The organism is Methanobrevibacter sp., assembly GCF_015062985.1.
Classification (GTDB): domain Archaea; phylum Methanobacteriota; class Methanobacteria; order Methanobacteriales; family Methanobacteriaceae; genus Methanocatella.
Genome location: NZ_SUTI01000002.1, coordinates 117,572 through 143,162, shown reverse-complemented (window position 1 = coordinate 143,162; position 25,591 = coordinate 117,572). Strand labels below are relative to the sequence as shown.

Sequence of the window (25,591 nt, the reverse complement as noted above, 5' to 3'; positions counted from 1 at the left end):
TCACAGTTTGTATTTTAATGAATGATTTCATCGATATTATTAACTCTGCGTTTTTAGTAAACTAATTTTCACAAGTTCATGAGGATTAAGTTTCAAAAATCATGTAGGAATTGTTATATACATATGATTGACACAAATTATATTTGATTAAATATTATTTTTCGAGGAGATACAATGGATAACAACAAAATAATAATAGCTTTGCTTGTGATTATCATTCTTCTTTTGGTTGGCATAATTGCAACTATGCCGAATCTCATAAAAACGGACAGTGAAGCTGAAACAACTGATGATGCTGCAGTAAATGAAACCGCAAACGTTCCGGAAGTGCCGGACACAATAACAGTTGAATTGGATCAGTTCGATACCAAGGTCACTAAAACCGTTGGGGAGTACACTGTACAGGCGCAAAAATGGAGAGGCACTTCAGCCGGAGGATTTGAAGTTTCATTAAGCAAAAATGGTCAACAAATGGATAGGAACTCCTACCAGTCCAGAGCATATTTCAATGACGGCAGCGGATGGAAATGGAGTAACTGGGACACTGGTGAAACTGAAGGTGCAACATTGCATAAGTATCCTGTGTCAAACAGTGTTGAAATCAAGGAAGTTGAAGTAACATTTTAAGGTAGGTGTTAAAAAATGGACAACAATAAGATTATAATCATAGTTTTGATTGCAATCATTGCAGCCCTTTTGGTTGGAATTTTTGCAATGATGCCAAACATGAGCAAACAGGATACAAAGTTAACTTTTGAAAGTAATGCCACATTGACTGAGGGAGATTCCATTAAAATCAAGTTGACAGATGCTAATGGGACAGCTATTGCCAACCAGACTGTTAACGTCACAATAACTGATAAAAACAATACCAGCGATTATCATTCAGTTGTCACTGATGGTGATGGAGTTGGAAAGTTAAAATTGGATAAGAATTCCGGAAAATATAATGTAACAATCAGTTATGGCGGAAACGACAATTTCACCGGTTGCAATGCAACTCAGAAATTAACAATTAAGGAAAAAGAGAAAGTTGTTGAAGCTCAAACAAGCTCTTCTTCAAGTTCTGCAAGTTCTTCAAGTTCAGAATCTTCATCAAGCTCAGGATATGACATTAATAATTTGCCACCATCAAAAGACCCTTATCCTGAAACAGCAAGATATTATGCGGGTGAAAATTATGTTATGCAGGAATATGCAGACGGTTATGTGAGGACTGTAGATATAAGGACTGGTGAAGTATACAGTAATGGATTCAGATAATAAAATAATCATTTCAACATTGCATAAGTATCCGGTGTCAAACAGTGTTGAAATCAGGGAAGTTGAAGTAACATTTTAGAGGGGTGTTAAAAAATGGATAGGAATATGATTATGATTGTGGCTTTGATTGCAGTTATTGCCGCCCTTTTGGTCGGGATTTTTGCAATGATGCCAAACATGACCAAACAGGATACGAAATTAACTTTTGAAAGTAATGCCACATTGACTGAGGGTGATTCCATTAAAATCAAGTTGACTGATGCTAATGGGACAGCTATTGCCAATCAGACTGTTAACGTTACAGTGACTGATAAGAACAATACCTGCGATTATCATTCAGTTGTAACGGATGGTGATGGAGTTGGAAAGTTAAAATTGGATAAGGATTCTGGAGAATATGCTGTAACAATCAGTTATGGTGGAAATGACAAGTATAATGGATGTAATGCTAGTGAAAAGATTACCGTTAAAGAAGAGGTTGTTGAAGCACAACCCGCTAGTACAAGCACAACATCATCCTCTTATGACTCTGGAGCGTTTTACAGTCCTCAAGCAGGCAGAGTAATTTATACGGGTGAAGTATTGGACAGTCCTGGAGGTTTGCATAGGCATCTTGGAAATAATGTATGGGAGCCGGTATGAGTCCTCAATGAGGTGTTGATTTTTAATTTAAGTGGGTGAAATTTCATCTACTTACATCTTTTTTTCATAATATTTTTCCAATATCAATTCTTTTCCATGGTTCAAACCAGCCTCTAACTTCAACGTTTTCATTCAATTTTGCGCAACTTTTTTCCAATATCTTCAATCCAGCACTGTAATTGAAGCTATTCATATAATTTCTTGTAGATAAGCTTAAATATGACATGAGAGTTATTATAATTTGGGAAAATTAGGGGTTGTTTACTATCGATGATAAAACTTTAAAAAAATATGCATATGTAAATATCAGTTCATATCGTGTCAAAACTGTTAAAGCTTTAAAGAATGAAATCAAAACACCAACTGTCATCGCAAATGATACTGGAATCAGAACAAACCATATTTCAAAAGTGTTAAAGGAATTAAAAGAAACCGGCATAGCCGAATGCATAAATGAAGAAGCAAGGAAGGGGCGCCTGTATCGTCTCACAAGTGTTGGTGAGGAAATAGTTGATAAATTAGAGTAACTGTTTTTAAAAAGAAGTGGTGTTAAACAGACTTAAATACATTACTGAAAAAAGAAGAAGTTCCATCATCTGATTTGCTAAAAAGCGGATAAAATGCACAAGTTATATTATCTTTGTGCGATAATAGGTTATCATGGAATCGTTTGGTGAAAATAAAAAATCAGAAGAGGAACTTATGGAAGAGGCATTGGAAAAATGTAACATTTTTGAAGGCATATCCTGCAAGGCCATTTTTCCGGACACTGAAATAAGATTAAGCACCAGAAGCGGTTGGGTAAAAGGTGCCGCAACATTAAAATTGGGACTTATTGGATTGACCGCTACAAGCGGCTTCAAACAGGAAGAACAAAATAGGCAGGTAATCACCACCATCCAGGTAGTTGACAGGGGCATTGTATTTAAGAGGGCTGCTAAAGACAGTAAAGATTTAAGAATCCCCTATGGAGACATATTATCTGCAAAAAGAGACCCGAATGACCAGAACATAATCATCATTCGCTTAGTTGAAAACCAGGACATTAAAATAATGTTCTTCATGGGTGTGGAAACCAGCATACAACAGGATTTTTATGTAGAAAACCATTTTATAAATGTCATCAACGAACGGACTAGCGGATCCCAATTTGAAGAAACCGGTCAAGGTCTGGACAATGCAAGAGCAGAAACAAAGCATGAATGCAGTTCACTAACTGATGATTTGGAAAGGCTTGCAAACATGTACAAAGAAGGTTTATTAACTGATAAAGAGTTCACATTAGCAAAGAAGAAGTTGCTTGAGGGGTAATATGAAAACTTGTCCAAATTGTGGTTCAACACTGGCAGACAATGAACCCTACTGTGAAAATTGCGGTTTTGATCCTGGCTTTGACAGCGGTAGCTGGAATTATGGGCAACGCAGATCTGCAAGAAAATCTTATAATTATGGTAAACCTGTTAAAAGTCAGGAGCCATCTGCTGGAGAGGCATTTGGTGTAATTATAATTATTATAGCTATTGCAGCTTTAATATTCGCCATATTTTTGCCATTTTATAATAATGATAATATTATCGTAATGATTATATTTTTAACTGTTTTTGTAATTGTTAGTTCGGCTTGTATGTTATCTTAACCTTAAATAAATAGGATAAAAAGAAGTTAGCTATTCTCTTTATTTTTTTAATGTAAAAAATATTCACCATTTATTTTTTTTCAAAACAAATATATACTATTTTAAAGATTATGTTCGCAACACTGTTATCATTAAAGTTAAATTAGATAAAGATACGCCAGGTAATGTCCAAATTATTGTAAATGAGGGTTCTCATAGTGTTAAAATCGGCAATGGCTTAGCACATTAACCATTTCCAATTTAAAAGAAATGACATATAACGTCACTGTGAAATATGCTGGAAACTACAAATACAATGCAGAAACGCAGAAAATCAGCTTTAAAATAATAAAAGACACACTGGAATGGGAGTGACTGCTAAATCAGAAAACGGAAAAACAATAATAACCGCCAGCATAGCCAGTGATGCAACAGGAAACTTAAGGATAACCTATGAAGGCGTAACATATGTCGAAAAAATAACAAACGGTTTAGCTACTGCTATTGTTGATGAAATAATGCCGGGTTCACATCTTGTTGAAGTAAAATACAATGGAAACTACAAATACACTGCAGCAACAAAATTGAAAACAATAACTATCTAAAATAGAGATTAAATCCTCTATTTTTTCTTCTTTTTTTATTTATTCTTTATACACAATTTATATTACGGACAGGTTATAAAGTATTAGTGTGGGGTGTTATATGGAAAATAAAAACATAATCTTGATTTTAATTGCAATTATTATTGTACTAAGTGTTCTTATTGGGGTAATGTATTTGCAATCAAATGAAAAATCAACAGATATAGAAATAAAACAAACAAATCAGTCTGTTGATGATAATCTTTTTTCAGTGAAAGTGCTTGACTCAAAGGGTAATGTTTTACCTTATGTGGAAATTAATCTTTCTATAGAAGATAATAATGGGAATATAATTGTTGATGAAGAAGTTCCATTGGATTCTGATATTGGAAATACGTTTGATTTTGATTTAGAAAAAGGAAAATATATTGTTAAAGTTTCTTTTAATGGAAATAAAGATTATTTACCAAGTAATGCCGATTATAATTTAAATGTGGAAACTGTCACTCCCACACTTACTGATGAGGAAGTTACTGCATTGAGTTATCCGGAATATAATCCTGATTTAGGATACTATCGATCAACTGGTATTGGCCAGGATGAAATGCGTGTTGTTGAATTAGCTAGCGGTCGGTATGTTGTAGTTGCCGGAGATGGATATTATGACTATAGTGGCCAAGATGCTCAAGGAAATATAATTACAGGTAGTTTTTTAGGACATGGGGGCACTAAGATATATTAAACCTCCATTTTTTTTATTTTTAAAGAGATATCATCATAAATATGTAATTACTGGATGAATCATAGAATTTGTATCAGAATTGTTATATACATATGATTGACACAAATTATATTTGATGCAAAATATTGTTTTAGGGTGATAGTATGGATAGAGATAAGATTATTATTCTGGCTTTGATTGTAATTATCGCCGCTCTTTTTGGTTGGTGTAGTTGCAATGATGCCGAACACAAAAAAACAAGATACAAAATTAACTTTTGAAAGCAATGCCACATTGACTGAGGGGAATTCCCTTAAAATCAAGTTGACTGATGTTAATGGGACAGCTATTGCCAACCAGACTGTTAATGTTACAGTAACTGATGAAAACAGCACTAGTGGTTATTATTCAGTTGTCACTGATGGTAATGGGACTGGAAAGTTAAAATTGGATAATGATCCTGGAAAGTATAATATAACAATCAGTTATGGTGGAAATGATAATTATACTGGTTGCAATGTAACTCAGAAAATAACAATTAAAGAAGAAATTAAAGAAGAAGTTGTTCAAGCTAGATAGTTTCAATAATTTATTATTTTTTTATTTCAACATTAATTTTAATGAGTGCTATTTTTAATATAATCGCACATTAATTACACTCGAACCTGCTTTCATAAGTTCATGGGGATTGTGCCGGTGTTAATGTGATGTTTTGCAGGAATAAATTCATTGTTGTTAGTATAATAATTATAAAAAGAGAGAGAGTTTGGTGTTTAACCGACTTAATTAAACACCAGTGTTTTTTTGAGGAAAATTATATTTTGGCAGATTTTAATTTTTCCTTCGACTTGTATCAAATTAGCAAATTGTGAAAACCTAATTCAACACAATTCTAATTTTGGAGAGTGTATTATTATTTGACTAATAATGTGAGAGTTTTTAGGTATACCTAAATTCAATCTCTATTACATACTTGGTCATGATAGTATATAAAGCTTTCTATTTTTTTAGGCACACCTAAATTTAAAGATTTTTTAATAAAAAAAGAGTTTTAAGGAAAATGTGAGTTTCCCTACAATAATTTCTGTATTTCTTCGCGAACGATCTTGTTGACCATACCGCCGTCAGCCTTTCCTTTAAGCTGCTTCATGCACATTCCCATTAAAGGACCCATTGCACCCATCTGACGTTCTTTTACCATTCCTTCATTGCTTGCCACAATGTCGGCAATGATTTTAGCCACGTCATCTTCACTGAGCATGGTCAGGTTGTTTTTCTCAGCGATTTCAGCAATATCCATATCAGGAGCCTTTATTGTTTCAACCGCAAGTTTACGTACGCTGTCTTTTGCAATCTTGCCTTCAGCTAAAAGGGTAAATATTCCCTTGAAGTGGTCAAGTGTCAATACATTGACATCGAGGCCTTCCCTTTTGATTTCCCTGAGGTCATATGCAAGGAGTGAAGCGACCGGTGTTGCATCAACGTCAACACCCGCAAGGATGTCTTCGAACATGTCGGCTTCCTGCCTTTTGACAAGCTGTGTCGCCAGGTCTTCACTTAACTTGTATTCCTCAATGATTCTTGCCTGTTTCACGTCAGGAAGTTCCGGAAGGTTGTTTGCAATAGGTTCGATTCTCTCAGATGTAATCTTGAACAATGGAATGTCGGTTTCAAGATACATCCTGTTTGCAGTCGGAAGCGGTCTCATGTATTCGGTGTTTCCGTCATCCAGTGCCTTACGGGTTTCTTCAACAACACCGTCAATGCCCAGTTCAGCTCTTCTTTTAACCTCTTCCAGTGCGGATATTGCAATATCCTCATCATGAGCTACAATGATGAATGCATCGTCATCGCCGATGTTGAGGAAGTCATTTACCTTATCAACTTCTTCCTGTGTGATTCCGTATGCAGGCAACTCATCTGAGTGGAAAATACCTGCAACTCCACGTTTTTTGGCATAGCTTGCAATTTCAGTACCGAATCTTCTTCCAGGTTGAACTTCGCGGCCTATCAAACCGTCATAACCTTTAAGCACAACTGCCTTAATTGTTTCGGCGGATTTCAATATTTTGGATCCGGTGTCTTCAAGCACTTCATCAAGGTCATGAATTTCATCTAAGACTTCAGCATTTCGGGCATTGAGTTCCTTTTTGATGTCGATTAAAGCCAGTTGTCTTTCAACCTCACGGTTTACGATTTCAGCCATCAAGTCAAGGTCCTGAACACCTTTGATTTCCACACGTGCGCCTTCAGCAATGGAAATGTTCAAGTCCTGCCTGATTGTTCCAAGACCTCTTTTAACGTTTGTGCTTCTTAGAATCTGGCCGAGCATATATGCAACTTCCCTTACCTGATCAGGGTGGTGCATTGAAGGGTCTGTTGTAATTTCTGCAAGAGGAATTCCCAGTCTGTCCAGCCTGAACTCTGTGAATCCGTCTTTGGTTTCAACTCTTCTTGCAGCATCCTCTTCAAGGCCTAAGCTTTCAATAACGACTCTGCCGTAAGGGGTGTCAAGGTATCCGTCTGTTGCAACCATACCGGTTCTCTGGAATCCTCCTGTGTTACTTCCGTCGATGACCTGTTTTCTCATTGTATGGAATTCATCAACGATATGCATGTTCATAAGGCATGCGATTGTAATGCAGATGTCAAGCGCTTCCTCATTCAGGCTGTGAGGTGGTTCGTCATCGTTTTCGACAAGACATGTGTGCTTTTCAAAGTTTTCATATTTGAAATTCAATCCCCTCAAGGACTCCTGAAGGGCAGCCCTGTCGATTTCTCCAAGCTCTGATTGGGTCGGCCTTAATTTTCTTTGAATCAGTTCGTCAAAATCATCATCAACAAGCTCTGTTTTACAAGGACAGAACAACTTATGCTCACTATTCAGTTGCTGGTGAATCTCAAGTCCCATTTTCAATCCTAATTTTTCGTAATCCATCATAACCACCTTAATTTAAGAAATCCCTGATTGAGGATTTTTTACTAAATTCACCTGCAATATCTGTTTGCATAATCTCTTTCACCTTATCGTAATCGTCGCTTTGACCTAATGCCCAGCATAACTTGACGTATGCGGTTTCAGGAGTCATGTCCCTTCCGGAGATTACTCCCGCATCAATGATGTTGCGTCCGGTTGAGTAGACATTCATATTCACTCTTCCGTAGAGGCATTGTGAGGTCATGACGATTGGAATGCTTTCATCCTGTGCCCTTTTGAATGAGTCAATCAGGTCATTCGGAACATGTCCAAGACCGGTTCCCTCAATGACAAGGCCCTTATAGCCTTTATCAATGTGATATTCGATGTAGTCAGTTGAAATTCCCGGGAAGCTTTTGATGAATCCTACTTTGTCCTCAATGGAGGTGTTCAGTTCAAGTTCATTGTCTCCCCTTTTGGCATACTCATATTCCGGATTGATGCTGATCTGCCTGTTTTGGATTTTAGCTATTGGCTGAGCGTTGATGCTTCTGAAGGTATCCCTTCTTGAAGTGTGCATCTTCCTTACCTTTGTTCCCTTGTGGAGGTAGGTGTACTCGTCATTCAGGCTTCCGTGCATGCAGACGCAGACTTCTGCAATGTCTGATTTTGCAGCAACTACTGAATCGATCAGGTTGATGTTTGCATCGCTTGAAGGCCTGTCTGAACTTCTCTGAGCTCCGGTAATGATGATTGGAACAGGAGTCTTCAGCATGAAGCTCAATGCGGCTGAGGTATAGTGCATTGTATCGGTACCGTGAGCTATCACGACACCGTCCGCGCCATCTGAAATGTCATTGGCAATTTCTTCTGCAGCCCTGACCCAGTATTCCGGTTTCATGTCTTCACTCAGAATATTGTAGAGCGCCTTAACGTTGTAGTTTGCATAGTCCAGGAGTTCAGGATTGGCCTTTACAAGGTCTGATGCGGTAAACTTGGGATGCACCGCTCCGGTCCTGTAATCTATAACTGAGGATACTGTACCACCGGTTGAAACGATTGAAATGTTCTGTTTGCTTTCGTCATGAGGGATTTCAGTTTCGTCATAGCCTATTTTTGGCTTGTCACCTTTTTCGATTAGCTCGCATGTGGTATTTTCAATAGCCACACCAATGTTGTAGCCGCTGGATAATTTCAAAACCAGATATCCGTCATCGGCATCCTCCGGTCGGTCAAGGAGGATACCGGTATATGTGATGTCCTCCTTATGGACTTTGATGGTATCCCCAATGCCTAAACCGTAATTTTTAAGATAATTTTGAGAAATTTCTTTATATGTCATCAAATCACACTATTAATTGTTTTTCAGCCATTCAGCTCCGGCTTCAAGAACTTCAATGTTCACATCAATGACTTTAGGTTTGGATGCAAACATTTCGCGAATGGCGTTTTCGTAAGATTCGCGTTTTAAAACGTCAGTCAGTTCAGTCAGTGCGCCTAAAAGTGCGGTGTTTGCAGTTCTTGCATTTCCATGTTCTTCTGCAATGTCGACACAAGGCATTGCAATGACCTCAACGTTTCTGTCAGTTTCAAATTCACCGATTTTAGAATCGTAAAGTATAACTCCGCCATCCTTGACGTCCTGTGAGAACTGTTCAAGGGATGGCTTGTTCAAAGCAATGAGAATGTCAATGTCATCAACAACAGGGGTTCCGATTGTTTCATTGGAAATCACTACGGAACAGTTGGATTTTCCTCCCCTCTGTTCAGGTCCGTAGCTAGGATACCAGGAAACGTGCTTTCCTTCTGAACATGCCGCTTGGGCAATGGTGAGTCCTGCACTTAAAACGCCCTGGCCTCCGAATCCGGAAACCTTGATGCTGACAGGTTCTATGTCCTCATCGACATATCCTGAATCCTCTCCTCTGCTGACATTGAATATTTTATCCAATGATTCTGTTGAAAAGTCACTTTTTGGTCTTTGGACAGGTTCTTTTGTGTAAATGTTATTTCTGAAGTTTTTAACAGGAAATTCCTTTTCCATCTGTTCTTCAATGAATTTTTGAGCACTAACAACATCCTGCTTTAAGTTGGTTGGGCAAGGTGAGAGCACTTCAACGAATGAATATCCTTTTCCTTCTTTCTGCACGGTCAGCGCCTGTTTGATTGCGAATTTTGCAAGCCTGATTTTCAAAGGATTTGAAAGGGAAACCCTTTCAATGAATACAGGTGCTTTCAGGGTATTGATCAGTTCGCACATGTGTGTAGGGTGTCCTGCATAATCAGGGTCTCTTCCGGTCTGGCATGTTACGGTCTTTTCGCCGATCAATGTGGTCGGAGCCATCTGTCCGCCTGTCATACCGTAGACTGTGTTGTTTACAAAGAACACTGCCATTTTTTCTCCACGGTTAGCTGCCTGCAGGGTTTCGTTCAAACCAATTGAAGCTAAATCTCCGTCTCCCTGATAGCTCATTACGATGGCATTGTCTTCTGCTCTGGAAATTCCGGTAGCTACTGCAGGTGCCCTTCCGTGTGCTGTCTGGAAGTTTCCGCAGTTGAAGTAAAAGTATGCGTATACTGAACAACCTACCGGTGAAATCATTACACATCTTTCCTGGATTCCAAGTTCGTCCATGCACTCTGCAATCAGTTTATGCAATATTCCATGTCCACAACCTGCACAGTAGTGAGTAGATTGGATATTTGTTCCTTTTCTTGGATACTCTTCTAAAAGGGATTGTGGATTTCTACGTATCTGTAATTCATAATCTTTATTTTCATGTTCACTCATTTTTCCACATCCTCTAATCAATTATATTTGGACTGGCCTTTTCCTCGCTTCTTTTGGATAGGTCCATGTCTTCATCTTCGAATCCTGCTATTTCATAAATTTTGGCAAGGATCTGTTTAAGTTCAATCAGGTTTCCACCCATTCTGTTGACAAGATGGGTGTCATCCTTTCTCAGTGCTGCAAACTGTACGTCTGCAAGCAATTGGCCGTTGCTCATTTCAACGGAAATGAAGCTTACTCCCTTGTCGGACAATTCTTTTATTCTGTCAACCGGGAACGGGGATAATGTGATTGGCCTTAAAAGTCCAACTTTTATGCCTTTTTCACGTGCCTTGTCCACTGCAGACCTTGCAATTCTGCTGCTGATACCGAATGATACAAGGACAATATCTGCATCTTCAACCTGATATTCGTCATAGATGACTTCTTCTGCTTCTATTTGAGCATATTTTTCCTGAAGCTTGTAGTTGAAATCCTCCAGGTCATTGAAGTCGTTGAAAATTGAAGTGATGAGATTTTCCATTGTTTCCTCATTTCCTTTGACTGCCCAAGGCTTGTCATCTTTAGGTTCGATTGCTTCGCTTGGGAAAACCAGAGGTTCAGCCATCTGGCCTAAAGTACCGTCAGCCAATACGACTACAGGGTTTCTCCATTTGTCAGCAAGCTCAAACGCTTTCATTGTCAAATCACACATTTCCTGAACGCTGTTTGGAGCTAAAACTATGTTTTTGTAGTTACCGTGGCCTCCGCCTTTAACGATTTGGTTGTAGTCTCCCTGTTCAGGTCCGATGTTTCCAAGTCCAGGTCCTGCCCTCATGATGTCTACAATCACTGCAGGAAGTTCCGCCCCCGCAAGGAAAGTAAACCCTTCCTGCATCAGGCTGATTCCAGGTCCTGATGATGAGGTCATTACTCTGTGGCCTGTTCCTGAAGCGCCGTAAACCATATTGATTGATGCCTCTTCACTTTCAGCCTGGACAAAGTTTCTTCCAACCATCGGGAAGTATTTTGATGCCTCGTGCAAGATTTCGCTTGCCGGAGTGATTGGGTATCCGAAGAAGCAGTCGCAGCCGGCATACATTGCGCCGATGATGACTGCAGTATTTCCTTTTACCATTTGATTGCTCATTTAATCTCCCCCTTTTACTTTGGCCTTAATCATTTTTGCAACGGAATCATCAACGATCTTTTTATATTGATGTACTTCTAATGCTAATGGTTCCGGACAGGTAAAGTAACAGTCTTTACATCCGGTACAGCCGTTTCCACTGTAATATGCAAATTGATATCCTGCGTTGTTCATGTCTTGTGAAAGTAATATTGCATTTTGAGGACATCCGACTATACATCTCATACAGCCTTTGCAAATTTCCTTATTGATAACTGGATAAGATATCTCTTCTGTCATTTTATCATCTGAATTAATTTTCATTGTCTTTTTCTCTGATTTCAACCCTTCTTATTTTACCGCTGATGGTTTCCGGAAGTTCATCCACATATTCAACCATCCTAGGGTATTTATAAGGAGCTGTAACTCTTTTAACATGATTCTGAATGTCTTTAGTTAATGAATCTGATGGCTCGAAGTCAGGCTGCAGCACGATGCTTGCCTTTACAATCTGACCTCTCACTTCATCAGGATAAGCGGTAATTGCGCAGTGTGCAACTGCTTCATGTGATAGGACAGCGCTTTCCACTTCGTACGGTCCGATACGGTAACCTGAAGATTTGATGATGTCATCGTTTCTTCCAACGAAGTGCACATAACCGTCTTCATCCACCCATGCGGTATCTCCGCAGTGGTAATATCCGTCATGAATCTGCTTTTTGTACTTTTCTTCATCGTTCACATAATCTTTGAATAATCCTGGATTTGGCCCATCATTGAGTTTGAAGCAAAGCTCTCCTTCGTCACCGATTTCCACTTTATTGTCGTTTTCATCCAATAGCTCCAAATCGAATAATGGGGAAGGCTTGCCGATGGATGCAACTTTTGCATCCAGCCAGATGAATGTTCCGATTGACAATGTTGTTTCGGTCTGGCCGAACCCTTCCTTGATTCTTAAGCCGGAAAGGTCATAGAACCTTTCGGACACTTCGGGAGGCAAAGGCTCTCCTGCGGTTGTAACGTATTTTAAATTGGACAGATCATAGCCCTCAATGTTTTCCTTGATTATGAATCTGTAGATTGTTGGAGGGGCACAGAATGTATCCACCTTATACTGTATAATCTTTTCAAGCAGCTTCAATCCGTTGAACCTGTCATAGTCATAGATGAATATTCCGGTTCCAGCAATCCATTGCCCATATAGGTTTCCCCATACGGCCTTTCCCCAACCTGTATCCGCTGAGGTATGGTGGATTCCGTCTTCTATAACATTATGCCAGTATTTTGCGGTTGGAATGTGGCCCAGGGAGTAGGTATGCTTATGTGAAACCATTTTCGGAAGTCCGCTGGTTCCTGAAGTGAAATATATTAGGAAAATTTCTTCGGCATAGGTCTTGTCTTCGCCGGTTGGCCTTTCAAAGACAGGGCTTTCATTCATTAGGGCTTCGTTGAAGTTTATCCAACCTTCTCTGTCGGTTTCAATTGCTAATTTAGGCAAATCAAGGCCTAATGACTTTTCAGCCGCTTCATAATCGGGAAGTAATGTGTCCTCCTCTACTGAAACGATCATTTTCACATTCGCTTCCCTTATTCTGAAGTCAATGTCATGAAGCTTCAGCATATGGGTTCCGGGAATTGCTATTGCACCTATTTTATGCAGTGCAACCATACAGAACCACCATTCATACCTGTTCTTAAGGGTCAGCATTACGCAGTCGCCCTTTTTGATTCCTTGGCTTTTGAACAGGTTTGCTGCTCTGTTGGAATATTCCTTCATCTCCTTGAATGTGAAGGTGTGTTCCTCATCGTTGTCATTTACCCAAATCAATGCAATCTTTTCCGGATCGATTTCGGCATACTTGTCCACCACATCAAATCCGAAATTGTAATCTTCATCATAGGTAAGCTTAAAATTTTCAAAAAAGTCTTCATAAGAGTTAAAGTCAACTCTTTCTACAAAATCTCCAATCACTGATGTCATTAAATTATCTCCTGTAAGTATTATATGATTACTGCTAAGAATTTAGCGGGCTTGTCGTTAAGCGCTACCATTGCGTGTCTATGTGTTGAGTCGAAGAATATGCTATCCCCTTCGTTCAGCACGATTTCATTGTTGTGTATATAAATTTTCAAGGAACCCTCAAGCACGTAATTGAATTCCTGGCCGGGGTGTGAATTTAGTGAAGGCACAGGGTTTTTCTCAGGGTCAACCACAACAAGGAATGTTTCAGCTTTCTTATGAATGAATTTAGAACATAGGTTTTCGTGTGTATATTCTTTTCTTCTGTCTACTGAAACTCCCTTATTTGCGCGGGTAACATCAAATATGCTCATTCTGCTTTCTTCACCAGTTAATAATAATCCTAAATCAACTTTAAAAATGTGTGCAAGTTCGTATAAGAAACTTGCTGGAATGTCTACTTCAGCATTTTCATATTGGATATAAGTTTCTTCTTTAATATTCAATTCTTCAGCAATTTCTTTAATTGTAATATCTGATAGTTCTCTCAATTCTCTAATTCTATTTCCAATATCTATATTGTATTCATTCATTCAAAAACACCTATTTTTTTAATTGATTTGTTGTGTTATTATAATATAATATTATAACATATAGTAACTCTGTATATGAAATTATATAAATCTTATTAAAAATCGTGATAATTCGTTATAAATTTTCATGGATTAAAATTTTGTTTGAGTTGAGAAATGAACGGCGGCATTCCATTAACATGTGGCTGCCATGCAGAAATTTTGATATTTTTTAGGAAAGTATTTAAATACTTTAAAAATATAATGTTAATTTAATTATTTTTAGGAGATTAAAAATGACATCTAATGAGATTGGTACTAATGTGATTTTCAAAAAACAATTAGGTTTAAACTATGAAATTGACCAGAAATATGTTGGTTTGAAAATGAAGGAAAATAATATTTTATCTTTTAATTTCAGAGTACCAGGTGCTTTAAAAGATGAAGTTGAAGCATATTTTAAAAGGTTTAAATTGGGAGAACCGATTTTAGTTGATATTGGTGGAACCGGTGATATCAGATGTGACTTTAAAGGACTTTCACCAGTTTTAAAAAGCAAGGATGAATTCGACCAATATTTCATATCAGCCACTCTTCAGGAAGATAAGGTATATAATCCTGTTGAAGAAGAGAAATGTGAAACCTGTAGTGGATGCGGATTCCACTAATTTTACTTTTTTTACAATATAGTTTTAAACCATTCTATGGTTTCTATTAACTGATTTTCAAAGTTTTCAGAATCTATTTTAACGTTGATTCTTTCCAGATTGCTCACGTCCGCAAGGGAATGCTTGATGTCCCCTTTTCTTTTCGGAAGGTATTTTGCCTCGATGTCGCTGTTGAGGGTGTCCTTTATGATTTCATACAGTCTGTTGACGCTCATTCTTTTGCCTGATGCTACATTGACGATTCCGTTGAAATCGGACTCGCAGGCATTTATGTTTGCGCGCACAACATCCTTAACATAGACGAAGTCCCTTGTCTGCTCGCCGTCGCCGTAAATTTCAGGCTGTGATCCTTCAAGAATGGAGCCAATGAAATTAGGTATGACAGAAGCATACTGGGAATTCTTATTTTGCCCAGGTCCGAAAACATTGAAATACCTTAGGGAAGTGTAGTTCAGGCCGTAGCTGTCATAAAATGATTTCAGATACATTTCACAGCTGACCTTTGAGGCCGCATATGGTGAGGTGGGCATCGGAGTTTCACTTTCTTTAAGGGGCATGTTCCTGTTCTGCCCATAAACCGAAGACGAAGATGAAAGGATTATCTTTTTGACATCGTTTTTTACAGCGGAATCCAGAAGCTTTACGGTGGCATTGACATTTATTTCGCAGCATTCTACCGGCTTGTCCACGCTTAATGGGACACTTGCCATGGCTGCAAGATGGAAAATATAATCGATTCCGCTTGTTAAATCGTCAAAATTAACATTGCGAATGTCTTGTTTGATTATTTTCAGATTTTCATGTTCTGGATTGTTTAAATTATTAATATTGCCTGTGGATAGATTATCAATAATAATAACTTTATTATCCTTTAATAGCTCATTGGAAATATGAGAGCCGATAAATCCAAGTCCACCGGTTACTAGAATATTTTTATTTTTCATTAAGCCACCATTAATTAATTTAAATTATAATTAAGCAATTATATATTATTTTTAAGTAACAATCTTTATATATTTTTATATTTATATTTATTATTTAAGAGGAGTCTAATAATATGTTTGATTTGATAGGTAGTACCATATTCTTTGCTTCCTATGGCAATGCGTTGGGACTTGGCAATTTGGCTATAAGTTCATTTGACATGCTGGTAGCTTATATTGTGGCCATCATAGTCTCTATTGTAGTAGCTTTGCTTTTAAGACTTCCATTATTGCCTGGCAAACCATATAGGTACTCTTTTGATGTAAGTGCTGTATATCCAACTCCGATAATAGCTATTGGTGTTCTTTCCATATTTTTTGTTTTGAATTATACTTTCATGTATAACGGTTTGGTTCTAGCTATTGTCATTGGTGTTTTATCTGCATTATTTGTGAAATATCTATTTGATTTTGTATTTCCAAAGCCTCTAAGTGAAGATAATGGGGAGGATATTGATGAATGAGGTAATTGGAATAATAATTGCTGCAATTCTTTGTTGGTTGAATTTTGTTATTGTGGATACATATTTCGGACTTCCCGAACAGCCTGGCGTTAGAGGGGCAGGTTTAGTTGGAAAAGATGTTGAAAAGAGGGGAGGAGATATTGCTGGCGGATATTTCCAAGGAAACATTTTATGTTCTCCTGATGCGTCTGCCGGTACATTGTTGGCTTCTATTGGATATCTGCTTTTAGGAATTCCTGGCGGAATAATAGCCGCGTTCTTTGTATTTATGGGAAACAGGCTATGCGCCGATCCGGGGTATGCCGGAACTTGCGGAAGTTTGACAGCAACATTGATCTTGTTCATTTGCTGTTCTTTCCTTGGTTTTAAACCTGAAATGTTCATTGTAGGAATGGTCATTGCCATATTGACAGTTCAGGGCATTGATCAGGTTAGGGCTTCTGTAATTTTAGGCAAAATCGCCGAAAAATTCAATAGGCATGCTAGAGAGTGATAATATGTATGTAGAAATAATTGGTATCATAGTCATATTCGTAGCATTGAGAGCTTTGATAACAAGAAACAGGGCTGAAAGGCTTTTGTACATAAACGTTATCGGCTTTGGAGTATCTGCCATTATAGCATTGGTGATTAACACTCCGTTTGCTCTTGTTGTTGCGGCTGCATTCTTCATTTGTTCTACAATTAGTGCAAATGCAATTGCATATACTTTGAAAAGGCTTGATGATGAAATACTGCTGGAGTGATAAGATGGAGTTTTTCGTATCAATAATTGCAATTGCTTTAATGTTAATCGGTGCATTCGGCATCATATTTCTTAGAAAGCCATTGGATAAGGTCATAATGTTTACAATACTTGATGCAGGTTTTGTTTTGGTGATTGTATTGTTCAAATACTTGGATGTGGCGATGTTCGCGGCTTTGGCTGACCCGTTATCCACATTGATATTTATCCTGGCCATTGTGAAAATTAATGAGATTAGAAGAAACAAGCTTGCAGGCGGTGATGCAAATGATTAGCGTTTCATTGTTCTTCTACTTCGGAATATTCCTTGCAATTGTAGGAAGCATTGCTACTGCATGGGGTCCTGGAGTCAATGACCCGATAATCAGGACAATCAACACTGAAGTGGCTTCAATCGGAGTTTGTTTGGTTTTATTATGCTACAATCATGTTCTGGCATTATTGACATTGCTTGCCACAACAGTAATTATCAGTTTAATTTTATTTAGAGCTATTATTCGTTTAGAAGAGATGGGGGCAGACGTATGAGAATCGGAGTTTTATGGAACAAACTGGCTGACCCGAAAAACATTCCCCGTCTTTTTGCATTCAGTTTGGGAATTATATTAATAGTAGGACTTATAGTGCCTATGGCCTTAAATCCAGATCAATTATATGTTAGACCAGCTCCTCAAGAGCAAATAGATGACGGTTTGGCCATCGCTCCTTATGACCGGGGTGGTGAAGTCCTCAAAGAGCCGGGAAATATTCATCCTCAATACCCTGAAAATGCAGCCATGCTGGGTATGATTACAGGATACATGTCTCCAATATCACAATGGGTATCCTCTATATCCCCATACTTTGGAACATCAATATATTCATCTCCTGGCGGACTTATAGATGAGATATTGTATTATACAAGAGGATTCGATACTATTCTTGAATCTTCAATATTGATGATGTCATTCATCATTGCGTCATGGCTTTCTGTAAATTATACAATGAACAGAAAAAATGATGAAAAAAGGATTAAGGATGACGTTAAAAAGGCCATATCTGACTCAACTAAAGTGGCTAATGAAGTAAAGGCCAATGATGCAAAAGCAAGGTCAAAACAGTTAAGGAGGGATAACTGATGGTGTATATACCGCTTAGTGTTCCAAGTGCATTCATAAGCATGTATCTGCCTGCGATTTACGCCGGTCTGATAGTTGGATTTATAGGAACAATGGCTATTGCACTCAAGAGGGAAGAACTTCATATTCTTATCCTGACAGACCTGGTTGGTCTTGCAATGATTTTTGTGGTATCCGCTGTAGGAACCGACTTGGCGGAAGCATTGATTTTGCCGGGTCTTGTGGTGGAGCTTGCAGAAACTTTGGCCATATCTGAAATTTTGATTACAAGAGAAATGAGAATAATAGAGAATGACCCTAGAAGGAACCTGTCCAAGTCATCTTCACTGTTCCCTCAGCCGTTCGCTTTGAACATGGAGATCATGAATACCGCTCCTAACTTTATCGCATTGGTTTTAATCGGTTACGGTATTTTCCTTACAGGATTTACCGGAGGGGCAGTAGCCGGTGGAGGAATTGTATTTTATGCATTGTCCAAAAAGGCAAAAGGTCTTCCGGTGCTTGTGTTGGATGGTATCGCAGGAGTTTCCGGAATTTCATGGTGTTTATGGATAATCGGTTTCCTGCTGTTCTTCGTAACACCCCAATACTGGTTGTTCAGTTTATTCTTAGTTGCATGTGGATTATTATTAAAAGTAGCTACCAAAGTAGGACTTATGGGGCTGCTTATGAAAGAGGACATTGACCGGGAGTAGGTGATGAGCATGGATTTTGTTACACTTGGAGGAAATTTGCTTGGAATAATTCCATTGGGAGATATTGTACTTTACCTTACTCCATTTAACCTGTTCCTTTTTGCGGTTTTACTGGGCTTTACTGTAATGATAGGATTGAGCAAGCCTGAAACCCAGATAGAAGGTACAATGTATTATTTGAATAATACTGAAGTCAAGGTCGGTCCTAAGGAATTCAAACAAAGAAGATTTTTGGCAGTGCTGTGCGGAATTGCATCTGCAGGTGCTATGATTACAGGAGATTTGTTCAACTTCACATTATTCATGGCATTGGTTGGTATTTTGAATATCGGTATAGTGTCAGCCGTAAAACAGACCAGCGTTCTTAACTCTGCATTCAACTACGGTTTGATAGCCATGATGTGCAGTTTGCCTCTCTTTGGCGGTGCAGCCATCATTCTTGCAGCGACAGGAACATTGTCACTTGCAGTATTGTCCCAAATGCCTGCAAGTCCGATGGTCGTATTCGGTGCTGCGTTGATGTTGATTGGAATTTTGGGTGAAAGCGGAGTCGCGCCGTTTTTCGCAAGCAAGGCGGAAATGTTCAGAACCGCGGGGTCCCCGTTCATTGTTATCATTCACTTGAGTTCCTTGTTTATTATTGTAAGAGCTGTTGAAATTTTATTATTGGTATTGTGGTAGTGGTAGTATGGATAGTCAAAAAAGCTTATATATAGTATTATTGGTATTGTCAACAGTAGCCATTCTTGCCTGTTTGGTCATAGACTTTGAGGCATGGATAGTTTATGCTGTAGCTATCTTCGGTATACCATTATGGATTTTGTCTTTAGGATTGTTAACAATGGCCAAGCCAAGACCTGAAGATGCGGAAGAAAGGGTGAAAGAACCGTTTACTGGATATTAGAGTGGTATTATGAATTTAATGGCAAATATTTTAATTCAAGTAATTATTGCATTTCTGGCGGGAAGCCTGCTTCTTGGTCTGCACAGAAAAGTCATGGCACGTGTTCAGAAACGTCCGGGACCTCCTATTGTCCAGCACTTGTTGCACTCCCTGAAATTCTTCTTCAAAGAGACTGCAATTCCAAAAACAGTTTCAAAAGTGTTTTATATAGGTATCGTATTTATATTGGCGCTGATTTGGGTTGTAGGTGTTATTGCAGGTCCTGTAGCTCATGATTCATTACTTATCTTGTTCGGCGTTTATGCAGTCTACAAGATTGTTGAACATAATGCAGGGTCAAGTTCAGGTTCACCATATGGTAAACTGAGCTGTGTAAGGGCGGTATTGTCTGCGGCAACCGAACTTCCGTTGTTTGCTGCAATTGTATTTGTCTATCTGGTGACAGGTTCAATGAACATTGACAAAATCATTGCTTTCCAGTCAGTTCATGGGCCACTGGCATTTTCAATTCCGCTTGCGGCTTTGATGTTCTTCATGCTGATTATTACAAAATCCCCGTATTCTCCTTTTGCAATAACAAAGGATAAGGCATTGGTTTCAGGATTCGAAACAGAGCATTTCGGATTTTTAAGAGGATTCATGCTGTTTTCAGAATCAATTGCATGGTATGTGCTGTTGTGGGTATTCCTTACAATATTCTTCGGTCCGTTGGATGCTGTAGGATATCTGATAGGAATGATTGTAATCACATTCATCACAGGATTCATTAATGCTACAACACCGATTTTAAGTCCAAATCATTCAGTCATGACTCAAATTACCATAGGGGCGATATGCTTCTTTGGAACAGTAATAATGATATTTACAGGAGTGGTAGCATGAATAGTGATAACGTAATCGTATATTTGACTTCATTGGTTGCAGTCGGCATAATTGTTGTCGCATTATTGGCTGCGGCTTTCCACTCAGCAATTGTCGTTCCGATAATCATTATCGGAATTGTGTTGGCAATATTCACATATTTTGCTAAAGGTAATTTTTCACATAAGATTGAAGTTATAGAGAAAATATGTTTTGTTATAACATTATTGGCAATTATTTGTTCATTTATATTGCTTTATAAACCAATGTAGGAGATATTATGATAGAGTATATGATTTATTTACTGGTATTCGCTGTCGGATCCATTCTCGGTTTGCTTTACAGTTATAAATTGCACGGCGAACCTTATGTTGCAGCACCCGAGTTCAACATACCTGCAGCGGTAATATCAATCATAGGATGGTGTCTGGCAATTGATTCAGGCAACGTAATTTTATCCGCAATCGGATTTCTCCTGGCAGGGTTTATAATGGGAGGAAGGCCTGGATACGGTAGAAAGGAAACCGCAGTAGGTTTGATAGTTGCAATTATTATATTTTTTATTAAACAGGGCAGTATGATGTGATTGGAATGGATGATGATGCAAAATTAAATTTAATGCAAAAAAGAATAATAAAAAGTTATGCTTGGCAAAGAGACATTATTGTTCCGCTTTCCAAGGATTTCGATTGCACTGTTGATGAAGTGGAAGATCTGTTCTTCTCTTTATTTGATTTGGGCACACTTGAAGCGCTGCACGGCACCTTTGAATCAGCAAGGGACATCTGCTTATATCAAAAGTTCAACGCAGATTTGAGGTTGTGCTGGTTCATAGGCACTTTGGAGATAATCCCCGCCGAAGAAGGCAAAAAATTAAAGATGAAGTTAGTGCAGGAAGTTAAAAACGGCAGAAGCTATGATGAAGTGCTCAAAGAGGGCAAACTAGAGTTATATGAATTGTTAAAGAAAGAAGCTAAATATTAATGTTTATTATATTATAAAAGAAAAGAGGGAGTACAATGTTAGATGCTATAAAGGACGCTGTGAGGAAGAGCTCAATTCATGTCTGCATTGTAAATTGTGGAGGATGCAACGGATGCGATGTTGAAGTTGTCGCATTATTGTCTCCGAGATACGATTTGGAGCAGTACGGAATTTATGTTCAGAACAATCCTCGTGAAGCTGATGTCCTGTTGTTGACTGGAGCAGTTACAGAGCAATGGGTTGATAATTTAAAGAGAGTTTATGATAAGGCTCCTGAACCAAAAATTGTCGTAGCTGTTGGAAACTGCCCTCAATCTGGAGATGTATTCAATCAGGAAGGTGGCCATGTCCATGCGCCCGCTTCCGATTTTATTCCAGTTGATGCGGCCATTCCGGGATGTCCACCCAGACCTAGCGAGATTTTAGAAGCTATTCTGGCTGTGGGTCCACAAGCTATTGCAGATCGTGGGAGGGAAGAGAAATGATAGTACCTATTGGTCCGATTCATCCTGCCTTGAAGGAACCGATAAGGCTCAAGCTTCAAACTGAAGGCGAACGTGTTGTTAAGGCAGAGATTGAATATGGTTATGTTCACAGAGGTATAGAAAAGATAATCGAAGGACAGACCTGGCAGAAAGGAATATATCTTTCTGAAAGGGTTTGCGGCATATGTTCATATGAGCACACACAGACTTTCGCAGAAACCATGGAACAGATTTCCGATGTAGACGTTCCGCTGAGAGCCCAATTCCTAAGGGTCATTACAAATGAGCTTGACAGAATCCAAAGCCATTTCCTGGCGAATTCAACATTCTTCAAATCAATGGACCATGAGACATTGTTCATGCATGTTCTGGAATTGAGGGAATATGCAATGGATTCCATCGAATTGTTGACAGGAAATAGGGTTAATATGGGCTGGAATGTCGTTGGTGGTGTAAAAATGGATGCCGATGAGCGCCACTTTGAACCGATACTTGAAAACCTCAAGAAAATCGAAGAAGGCTTTGAAACAACCCGCGCACTGTTTGCAGAAGGTCCTGCATTGGCATTGAGATGTAAGGGCATAGGTGTAATGACCAAGAAAGAGGCCATAAAAGGCCGTGCCGTCGGTCCTATAGGAAGGGCTTCTGATGTTAAAGAGGATTATAGGGTTGGCCATTATACTTATGACGATCATTTTGACTTTAAGGTAATCAGAAGAAAAGAAGGAGACAATTACGCAAGGACATTAACAAGATTTGATGAAATTCCAGAATCAATCAGCCTAGTCAGACAGGCCATTGAAAACATACCTGAAGGTGAAATACGTACTCCCGTTGACCTGAAATCTGGATATGCAATGCGTAGAAATGAAGCTCCCCGTGGTGAAGTTACCTATATGATTGAAACCAACGGAAGTTTAATCAAGCACATTTCCATCAGGACTCCGAGCATTTCCAATATGGATTCCTGTGCAAAGTATATGATTCGTGATGTTCCGACAGTTGCGGACGCCGTTTCAACCTACGCATCATGCGACCCTTGTGTTGCCTGCGCCGAAAGGGTGGCCATAACCGACGAACATGGAAAAACAGAATACAAAAACATTCATGAGGTGAAATAGATGTCATCTCTGATGTGGTATATTTATGATTTTGCGAGAAAGGCATGGGCTGATGCATTTGCAGATGCAAAAACAGACCCTGAAATTGTTGAAAAACCCGAAAGATTCAGGGATTTCCCAAAAGTTAACAAGGAATATTGTATCGGCTGCGGAGCCTGTACTGTTTCATGCCCATCCCCGAATGCAATCAAGATTATAAGGGAAAAGGACGATGAAACCGGTGAAGGTTTGACCTATCCGGTAATCACTCCAGGCGCATGTATCCGATGCGGCTTTTGTGCAGAGGTTTGTCCAACAGAGCCTAAAACTTTGGAATGCGGTTTGAATCATTTGATTAAACCTGAATTCAATCTTATTCCATCAAAAAGACAGTACATCGTTGACGATTATTTATGCATCAAATGTAAGAAATGCATGAAGCAGTGCCCTGTCGATGCGATTCATCTGGTGGACGGCAGGCTGGTCGTTGACCAGCTCAACTGCATTTCCTGCGGTGACTGCCTTGACATATGTCCGGTCAATGGTGCAATGAAAGGAGTCTTCGTGGATAATCTTCAGGACCAAAAGGAACTGATCCTTTTATGCGTAAATTACCTGGAGGACTATATCAATGATAAGGAAGAGGATTTGAGGTCTTTAGAAAAGAACGACCTCCTGCAATATGATGTTCCCCTTTCCGACATATGGGACGATGCATTAAAGATTATTCCTGATGAGGAAGTTGCCCTGGAAATTATTACTAATGCAGTAAACAGGCTTAAAATCAGAATCATCGATTGGGACAAGGACAGATGTGAAAAATGTCAACTGTGCATTAAGGATTGCCCTACAGGATGCATTTCATTCGATGAAAAAGAAAATACAATTGTAAGAGATAAAGATAGATGTTTGTGCTGCAGCATTTGCTACCAGACATGTCCGTTTTCAGTTATCAAATATTTCATTTCCAAGTTTTCACTGGATGACGGTGAAAACATTCATGTCACTGTAAAGGCATCTAACTTAAACGAGAATATTGTGGAGTGAGTGTTATGATTGATAGTTATACTAAAACACCAAGACCATTGAGACATGTTGATGTTGATTATGTAATTGACCAGACAAGATGTGAGGACTGCAAGGATAAGCCTTGTCTTGGCTCCTGTCCGATTGATGCGATTTACATCGACAATGAAGATGGATTTGTAAAGATTAGAAATACATGCTTTGGTTGTGTGCTGTGCCGTAATGCTTGCCCTCATGATGCCATTTCTTTGGATGTCCATATGGATCCTCCTTTAAAGGAAAACGTTCCAAACATCAATGTCAAGTTATGCAAGGCCTGTGGAGCATGTGTGCAGGCATGTAAAAACGGTTCAATACATATAGTTTCAGATGGAAAGGAGATTCCTCACAGTGAAATTGATAAGGATACCTGTGTGCGCTGCGGATACTGCTTCAGGGTATGCCCGACCGATGCAATCAAATACGGAGAATTGCTTCCTAGAACAGTTAAGGGAGGTAAGGCAATCGTCGTTAACCAGGATAATTGTATCGGATGTATGACCTGTACCAGGGTCTGTCCGTCAATGGGTGCAATAAACGTTGCAAGAACCAACAAGCTTCCCTACATTAATCCGGGATATTGCGCAAGATGTGAGGAGTGCATGCATTCCTGTCCGTCAGGAGCAATCAAATATTCATCACGTAAGAAGGCTTACAAGATGTACAGTGAAATCAAGTCCTTCGATATCGTATCGGGAATCGTTGACCACGACATGAAACTGCTGTCCCTGGATTTGATCAGCTTAAACAAGGTCTTGCAGAAGGTAGGTCGTGCAACCGCTTTGGAATTCGACGACTTGAGCTTTGAAAACTTCGTGGAACACAAGGTCAATGATGATATGGAGAAGGAATTGAGGATAAGTCTGGATTCAAACATTGAATTGGATAACTTCACCAAGCTCTTCGGTTCATATCTGATGGACAGAAACATTGAAGTCTATGAAAACAAGTGCATTGCATGTGGAGAGTGTATTAATGTCTGTCCTGTTGATGCAATTGAATTGAATGGACCTAATCCGATTAGAATCGAGGATAACTGTGTTTACTGCGGAAAATGTGTTGGCCAATGTCAGTTTGATGCAATTGGCGCATATGATGATTATTTCTACAGCAAGGATGCTGACCTGTATTACGCAAGGTCATATCTGCATGACCAAAGATTGGGGGACTTCTCGCTTTCATCCACAAAATGCCAATCATGTGCGATTTGTGTCAAGAACTGTCCTGTCGAAGCATTGACCTTGAATGGTGACGATATAGAATTCGACAGTGAAAAATGCATTTACTGCAGGGAATGTGAGGCGATATGCCCTCTTGATGCAATCAGAATAGTTAATTTCAGGTGA

General features: G+C 39.0%; 36 protein-coding genes. 27 read left to right on the top strand and 9 right to left on the bottom strand.

Annotation, left to right across the window (positions count from 1 at the left end):
- The first annotated feature begins 174 nt into the window (after positions 1-174).
- The 3 genes from E7Z77_RS01710 to E7Z77_RS01700 all read left to right on the top strand — a co-directional run bounded on the left by E7Z77_RS01710 (position 175) and on the right by E7Z77_RS01700 (position 1,905).
- Complete coding sequence (locus E7Z77_RS01710; RefSeq protein ID WP_292749480.1) at positions 175-627, top strand: hypothetical protein; 453 nt, start codon at positions 175-177, stop codon at positions 625-627.
- Between the two features lie 15 nt (positions 628-642).
- The gene (locus E7Z77_RS01705) at positions 643-1,263 is read left to right on the top strand and encodes an Ig-like domain-containing protein (protein ID WP_292749478.1); all 621 of its coding nucleotides are present in this window, start codon (positions 643-645) and stop codon (positions 1,261-1,263) included.
- A gap of 93 nt (positions 1,264-1,356) precedes the next feature.
- Positions 1,357-1,905, top strand: a complete 549-nt coding sequence (locus E7Z77_RS01700) for a hypothetical protein (protein ID WP_292749476.1) — start codon at positions 1,357-1,359, stop codon at positions 1,903-1,905.
- Between the two features lie 64 nt (positions 1,906-1,969).
- Here E7Z77_RS01700 and E7Z77_RS01695 read toward each other — a convergent pair whose 3' ends face one another.
- Entirely contained in the window at positions 1,970-2,131 is a 162-nt protein-coding gene (locus E7Z77_RS01695; RefSeq protein WP_292749474.1) for a hypothetical protein, read from the bottom strand.
- A gap of 31 nt (positions 2,132-2,162) precedes the next feature.
- Between E7Z77_RS01695 and E7Z77_RS01690 the strand changes: the two genes are divergently transcribed.
- The 6 genes from E7Z77_RS01690 to E7Z77_RS01665 all read left to right on the top strand — a co-directional run bounded on the left by E7Z77_RS01690 (position 2,163) and on the right by E7Z77_RS01665 (position 5,404).
- On the top strand, positions 2,163-2,432 hold the full coding sequence (locus E7Z77_RS01690; protein WP_292749472.1) for a transcriptional regulator: 270 nt from the start codon (positions 2,163-2,165) through the stop codon (positions 2,430-2,432).
- A 133-nt stretch (positions 2,433-2,565) separates the two neighbouring features.
- Positions 2,566-3,216, top strand: a complete 651-nt coding sequence (locus E7Z77_RS01685) for an SHOCT domain-containing protein (RefSeq protein WP_292749470.1) — start codon at positions 2,566-2,568, stop codon at positions 3,214-3,216.
- A gap of 1 nt (position 3,217) precedes the next feature.
- Positions 3,218-3,541, top strand: a complete 324-nt coding sequence (locus E7Z77_RS01680) for a zinc-ribbon domain-containing protein (RefSeq protein WP_292749468.1) — start codon at positions 3,218-3,220, stop codon at positions 3,539-3,541.
- Between the two features lie 350 nt (positions 3,542-3,891).
- Positions 3,892-4,125: a hypothetical protein gene (locus E7Z77_RS01675; RefSeq protein WP_292749466.1), complete on the top strand. Its 234-nt coding sequence runs from the start codon at positions 3,892-3,894 to the stop codon at positions 4,123-4,125.
- A gap of 100 nt (positions 4,126-4,225) precedes the next feature.
- Positions 4,226-4,846, top strand: coding sequence for a hypothetical protein (locus E7Z77_RS01670; protein WP_292749464.1), 621 nt, complete (start codon positions 4,226-4,228; stop codon positions 4,844-4,846).
- Positions 4,847-5,062: 216 nt separating this feature from the next.
- Complete coding sequence (locus tag E7Z77_RS01665) at positions 5,063-5,404, top strand: hypothetical protein (RefSeq protein ID WP_292749462.1); 342 nt, start codon at positions 5,063-5,065, stop codon at positions 5,402-5,404.
- A 493-nt stretch (positions 5,405-5,897) separates the two neighbouring features.
- Here the strand turns inward: E7Z77_RS01665 and gatE are convergent, their stop codons facing one another.
- The 7 genes from gatE to E7Z77_RS01630 are packed head-to-tail and all read right to left on the bottom strand — an operon-like array spanning position 5,898 to position 14,194.
- Positions 5,898-7,763, bottom strand: a complete 1,866-nt coding sequence (gene gatE, locus E7Z77_RS01660) for a Glu-tRNA(Gln) amidotransferase subunit GatE (RefSeq protein ID WP_292749460.1) — start codon at positions 7,761-7,763, stop codon at positions 5,898-5,900.
- Between the two features lie 10 nt (positions 7,764-7,773).
- Complete coding sequence (gatD, locus tag E7Z77_RS01655; protein WP_292749458.1) at positions 7,774-9,084, bottom strand: Glu-tRNA(Gln) amidotransferase subunit GatD; 1,311 nt, start codon at positions 9,082-9,084, stop codon at positions 7,774-7,776.
- Positions 9,085-9,096: 12 nt separating this feature from the next.
- The gene (locus E7Z77_RS01650) at positions 9,097-10,533 is read right to left on the bottom strand and encodes a 2-oxoacid:acceptor oxidoreductase family protein (protein ID WP_292749455.1); all 1,437 of its coding nucleotides are present in this window, start codon (positions 10,531-10,533) and stop codon (positions 9,097-9,099) included.
- Between the two features lie 13 nt (positions 10,534-10,546).
- Positions 10,547-11,662, bottom strand: a complete 1,116-nt coding sequence (locus E7Z77_RS01645) for a 3-methyl-2-oxobutanoate dehydrogenase subunit VorB (protein WP_292749453.1) — start codon at positions 11,660-11,662, stop codon at positions 10,547-10,549.
- Positions 11,663-11,941, bottom strand: a complete 279-nt coding sequence (locus E7Z77_RS01640; RefSeq protein WP_292749451.1) for a 4Fe-4S dicluster domain-containing protein — start codon at positions 11,939-11,941, stop codon at positions 11,663-11,665.
- A gap of 13 nt (positions 11,942-11,954) precedes the next feature.
- Complete coding sequence (locus E7Z77_RS01635) at positions 11,955-13,622, bottom strand: AMP-binding protein (protein ID WP_292749449.1); 1,668 nt, start codon at positions 13,620-13,622, stop codon at positions 11,955-11,957.
- A 20-nt stretch (positions 13,623-13,642) separates the two neighbouring features.
- Positions 13,643-14,194, bottom strand: coding sequence for a cupin domain-containing protein (locus tag E7Z77_RS01630; RefSeq protein ID WP_292749447.1), 552 nt, complete (start codon positions 14,192-14,194; stop codon positions 13,643-13,645).
- Positions 14,195-14,469: 275 nt separating this feature from the next.
- Here E7Z77_RS01630 and E7Z77_RS01625 point away from each other — a divergent pair, with 275 nt between their 5' ends.
- Positions 14,470-14,841 carry a hypothetical protein gene (locus E7Z77_RS01625; RefSeq protein ID WP_292749445.1) on the top strand — a complete coding sequence of 124 codons (372 nt, stop codon included), beginning with the start codon at positions 14,470-14,472 and terminating at the stop codon, positions 14,839-14,841.
- An 11-nt stretch (positions 14,842-14,852) separates the two neighbouring features.
- Here E7Z77_RS01625 and E7Z77_RS01620 read toward each other — a convergent pair whose 3' ends face one another.
- Positions 14,853-15,785 (bottom strand): NAD-dependent epimerase/dehydratase family protein, encoded by a 933-nt coding sequence (locus E7Z77_RS01620; protein ID WP_292749443.1) that lies wholly within the window; start codon positions 15,783-15,785, stop codon positions 14,853-14,855.
- A 113-nt stretch (positions 15,786-15,898) separates the two neighbouring features.
- Between E7Z77_RS01620 and ehaA the strand changes: the two genes are divergently transcribed.
- Genes ehaA through E7Z77_RS01535 form a run of 17 tightly spaced genes read left to right on the top strand, consistent with a single transcriptional unit; the run spans position 15,899 to position 25,591 of the window.
- Positions 15,899-16,288, top strand: a complete 390-nt coding sequence (ehaA, locus tag E7Z77_RS01615; protein WP_292749441.1) for an energy-converting NiFe hydrogenase A subunit EhaA — start codon at positions 15,899-15,901, stop codon at positions 16,286-16,288.
- Positions 16,281-16,781: a hypothetical protein gene (locus E7Z77_RS01610; RefSeq protein WP_292749439.1), complete on the top strand. Its 501-nt coding sequence runs from the start codon at positions 16,281-16,283 to the stop codon at positions 16,779-16,781. Before ehaA ends, E7Z77_RS01610 begins: the two co-directional genes overlap by 8 nt.
- A 4-nt stretch (positions 16,782-16,785) precedes the next feature.
- Positions 16,786-17,034, top strand: a complete 249-nt coding sequence (locus E7Z77_RS01605; protein WP_292749437.1) for a DUF2109 domain-containing protein — start codon at positions 16,786-16,788, stop codon at positions 17,032-17,034.
- Between the two features lie 4 nt (positions 17,035-17,038).
- The gene (locus tag E7Z77_RS01600; protein ID WP_292749435.1) at positions 17,039-17,308 is read left to right on the top strand and encodes an EhaD family protein; all 270 of its coding nucleotides are present in this window, start codon (positions 17,039-17,041) and stop codon (positions 17,306-17,308) included.
- The gene (locus E7Z77_RS01595; protein ID WP_292749433.1) at positions 17,301-17,561 is read left to right on the top strand and encodes a DUF2107 family protein; all 261 of its coding nucleotides are present in this window, start codon (positions 17,301-17,303) and stop codon (positions 17,559-17,561) included. The genes E7Z77_RS01600 and E7Z77_RS01595 overlap by 8 nt, the downstream gene beginning before the upstream one ends.
- Positions 17,558-18,151, top strand: a complete 594-nt coding sequence (locus E7Z77_RS01590) for an EhaF family protein (RefSeq protein ID WP_292749431.1) — start codon at positions 17,558-17,560, stop codon at positions 18,149-18,151. The genes E7Z77_RS01595 and E7Z77_RS01590 overlap by 4 nt, the downstream gene beginning before the upstream one ends.
- Positions 18,151-18,846: an EhaG family protein gene (locus E7Z77_RS01585; protein ID WP_292749429.1), complete on the top strand. Its 696-nt coding sequence runs from the start codon at positions 18,151-18,153 to the stop codon at positions 18,844-18,846. The genes E7Z77_RS01590 and E7Z77_RS01585 overlap by 1 nt, the downstream gene beginning before the upstream one ends.
- Before the next feature lie 9 nt (positions 18,847-18,855).
- Positions 18,856-19,527 carry a hypothetical protein gene (locus tag E7Z77_RS01580; RefSeq protein WP_292749427.1) on the top strand — a complete coding sequence of 224 codons (672 nt, stop codon included), beginning with the start codon at positions 18,856-18,858 and terminating at the stop codon, positions 19,525-19,527.
- Positions 19,528-19,534: 7 nt separating this feature from the next.
- Entirely contained in the window at positions 19,535-19,750 is a 216-nt protein-coding gene (locus tag E7Z77_RS01575; protein ID WP_292749425.1) for a DUF788 domain-containing protein, read from the top strand.
- Positions 19,751-19,759: 9 nt separating this feature from the next.
- On the top strand, positions 19,760-20,632 hold the full coding sequence (locus E7Z77_RS01570) for an NADH-quinone oxidoreductase subunit H (protein ID WP_292749423.1): 873 nt from the start codon (positions 19,760-19,762) through the stop codon (positions 20,630-20,632).
- Positions 20,629-20,883: a hypothetical protein gene (locus E7Z77_RS01565; RefSeq protein WP_292749422.1), complete on the top strand. Its 255-nt coding sequence runs from the start codon at positions 20,629-20,631 to the stop codon at positions 20,881-20,883. Before E7Z77_RS01570 ends, E7Z77_RS01565 begins: the two co-directional genes overlap by 4 nt.
- Before the next feature lie 8 nt (positions 20,884-20,891).
- Positions 20,892-21,197, top strand: coding sequence for an energy-converting hydrogenase subunit EhaL family protein (locus tag E7Z77_RS01560; protein WP_292749420.1), 306 nt, complete (start codon positions 20,892-20,894; stop codon positions 21,195-21,197).
- 5 nt (positions 21,198-21,202) lie between these two features.
- Positions 21,203-21,595, top strand: coding sequence for a DUF1959 family protein (locus E7Z77_RS01555; RefSeq protein WP_292749418.1), 393 nt, complete (start codon positions 21,203-21,205; stop codon positions 21,593-21,595).
- A 35-nt stretch (positions 21,596-21,630) separates the two neighbouring features.
- The gene (locus E7Z77_RS01550) at positions 21,631-22,080 is read left to right on the top strand and encodes an NADH-quinone oxidoreductase subunit B family protein (protein WP_067041380.1); all 450 of its coding nucleotides are present in this window, start codon (positions 21,631-21,633) and stop codon (positions 22,078-22,080) included.
- Positions 22,077-23,201: a nickel-dependent hydrogenase large subunit gene (locus E7Z77_RS01545; RefSeq protein WP_292749413.1), complete on the top strand. Its 1,125-nt coding sequence runs from the start codon at positions 22,077-22,079 to the stop codon at positions 23,199-23,201. Before E7Z77_RS01550 ends, E7Z77_RS01545 begins: the two co-directional genes overlap by 4 nt.
- Positions 23,202-24,227 (top strand): 4Fe-4S binding protein, encoded by a 1,026-nt coding sequence (locus tag E7Z77_RS01540; RefSeq protein ID WP_292749411.1) that lies wholly within the window; start codon positions 23,202-23,204, stop codon positions 24,225-24,227.
- Positions 24,228-24,232: 5 nt separating this feature from the next.
- On the top strand, positions 24,233-25,591 hold the full coding sequence (locus E7Z77_RS01535) for a 4Fe-4S binding protein (RefSeq protein ID WP_292749409.1): 1,359 nt from the start codon (positions 24,233-24,235) through the stop codon (positions 25,589-25,591).

Bases quoted from the DNA above. Each gene is read 5' to 3' on its own strand.
- E7Z77_RS01710 (WP_292749480.1), top strand. From the start codon at position 175: ATGGATAACAACAAAATAATAATAGCTTTGCTTGTGATTATCATTCTT.
- E7Z77_RS01705 (WP_292749478.1), top strand. From the start codon at position 643: ATGGACAACAATAAGATTATAATCATAGTTTTGATTGCAATCATTGCA.
- E7Z77_RS01700 (WP_292749476.1), top strand. From the start codon at position 1,357: ATGGATAGGAATATGATTATGATTGTGGCTTTGATTGCAGTTATTGCC.
- E7Z77_RS01695 (WP_292749474.1), bottom strand. From the start codon at position 2,131: ATGTCATATTTAAGCTTATCTACAAGAAATTATATGAATAGCTTCAAT.
- E7Z77_RS01685 (WP_292749470.1), top strand. From the start codon at position 2,566: ATGGAATCGTTTGGTGAAAATAAAAAATCAGAAGAGGAACTTATGGAA.
- E7Z77_RS01680 (WP_292749468.1), top strand. From the start codon at position 3,218: ATGAAAACTTGTCCAAATTGTGGTTCAACACTGGCAGACAATGAACCC.
- E7Z77_RS01670 (WP_292749464.1), top strand. From the start codon at position 4,226: ATGGAAAATAAAAACATAATCTTGATTTTAATTGCAATTATTATTGTA.
- E7Z77_RS01665 (WP_292749462.1), top strand. From the start codon at position 5,063: ATGATGCCGAACACAAAAAAACAAGATACAAAATTAACTTTTGAAAGC.
- gatE (WP_292749460.1), bottom strand. From the start codon at position 7,763: ATGGATTACGAAAAATTAGGATTGAAAATGGGACTTGAGATTCACCAG.
- gatD (WP_292749458.1), bottom strand. From the start codon at position 9,084: ATGACATATAAAGAAATTTCTCAAAATTATCTTAAAAATTACGGTTTA.
- E7Z77_RS01650 (WP_292749455.1), bottom strand. From the start codon at position 10,533: ATGAGTGAACATGAAAATAAAGATTATGAATTACAGATACGTAGAAAT.
- E7Z77_RS01645 (WP_292749453.1), bottom strand. From the start codon at position 11,662: ATGAGCAATCAAATGGTAAAAGGAAATACTGCAGTCATCATCGGCGCA.
- E7Z77_RS01640 (WP_292749451.1), bottom strand. From the start codon at position 11,941: ATGACAGAAGAGATATCTTATCCAGTTATCAATAAGGAAATTTGCAAA.
- E7Z77_RS01635 (WP_292749449.1), bottom strand. From the start codon at position 13,622: ATGACATCAGTGATTGGAGATTTTGTAGAAAGAGTTGACTTTAACTCT.
- E7Z77_RS01630 (WP_292749447.1), bottom strand. From the start codon at position 14,194: ATGAATGAATACAATATAGATATTGGAAATAGAATTAGAGAATTGAGA.
- E7Z77_RS01625 (WP_292749445.1), top strand. From the start codon at position 14,470: ATGACATCTAATGAGATTGGTACTAATGTGATTTTCAAAAAACAATTA.
- E7Z77_RS01620 (WP_292749443.1), bottom strand. From the start codon at position 15,785: ATGAAAAATAAAAATATTCTAGTAACCGGTGGACTTGGATTTATCGGC.
- ehaA (WP_292749441.1), top strand. From the start codon at position 15,899: ATGTTTGATTTGATAGGTAGTACCATATTCTTTGCTTCCTATGGCAAT.
- E7Z77_RS01610 (WP_292749439.1), top strand. From the start codon at position 16,281: ATGAATGAGGTAATTGGAATAATAATTGCTGCAATTCTTTGTTGGTTG.
- E7Z77_RS01605 (WP_292749437.1), top strand. From the start codon at position 16,786: ATGTATGTAGAAATAATTGGTATCATAGTCATATTCGTAGCATTGAGA.
- E7Z77_RS01600 (WP_292749435.1), top strand. From the start codon at position 17,039: ATGGAGTTTTTCGTATCAATAATTGCAATTGCTTTAATGTTAATCGGT.
- E7Z77_RS01595 (WP_292749433.1), top strand. From the start codon at position 17,301: ATGATTAGCGTTTCATTGTTCTTCTACTTCGGAATATTCCTTGCAATT.
- E7Z77_RS01590 (WP_292749431.1), top strand. From the start codon at position 17,558: ATGAGAATCGGAGTTTTATGGAACAAACTGGCTGACCCGAAAAACATT.
- E7Z77_RS01585 (WP_292749429.1), top strand. From the start codon at position 18,151: ATGGTGTATATACCGCTTAGTGTTCCAAGTGCATTCATAAGCATGTAT.
- E7Z77_RS01580 (WP_292749427.1), top strand. From the start codon at position 18,856: ATGGATTTTGTTACACTTGGAGGAAATTTGCTTGGAATAATTCCATTG.
- E7Z77_RS01575 (WP_292749425.1), top strand. From the start codon at position 19,535: ATGGATAGTCAAAAAAGCTTATATATAGTATTATTGGTATTGTCAACA.
- E7Z77_RS01570 (WP_292749423.1), top strand. From the start codon at position 19,760: ATGAATTTAATGGCAAATATTTTAATTCAAGTAATTATTGCATTTCTG.
- E7Z77_RS01565 (WP_292749422.1), top strand. From the start codon at position 20,629: ATGAATAGTGATAACGTAATCGTATATTTGACTTCATTGGTTGCAGTC.
- E7Z77_RS01560 (WP_292749420.1), top strand. From the start codon at position 20,892: ATGATAGAGTATATGATTTATTTACTGGTATTCGCTGTCGGATCCATT.
- E7Z77_RS01555 (WP_292749418.1), top strand. From the start codon at position 21,203: ATGGATGATGATGCAAAATTAAATTTAATGCAAAAAAGAATAATAAAA.
- E7Z77_RS01550 (WP_067041380.1), top strand. From the start codon at position 21,631: ATGTTAGATGCTATAAAGGACGCTGTGAGGAAGAGCTCAATTCATGTC.
- E7Z77_RS01545 (WP_292749413.1), top strand. From the start codon at position 22,077: ATGATAGTACCTATTGGTCCGATTCATCCTGCCTTGAAGGAACCGATA.
- E7Z77_RS01540 (WP_292749411.1), top strand. From the start codon at position 23,202: ATGTCATCTCTGATGTGGTATATTTATGATTTTGCGAGAAAGGCATGG.
- E7Z77_RS01535 (WP_292749409.1), top strand. From the start codon at position 24,233: ATGATTGATAGTTATACTAAAACACCAAGACCATTGAGACATGTTGAT.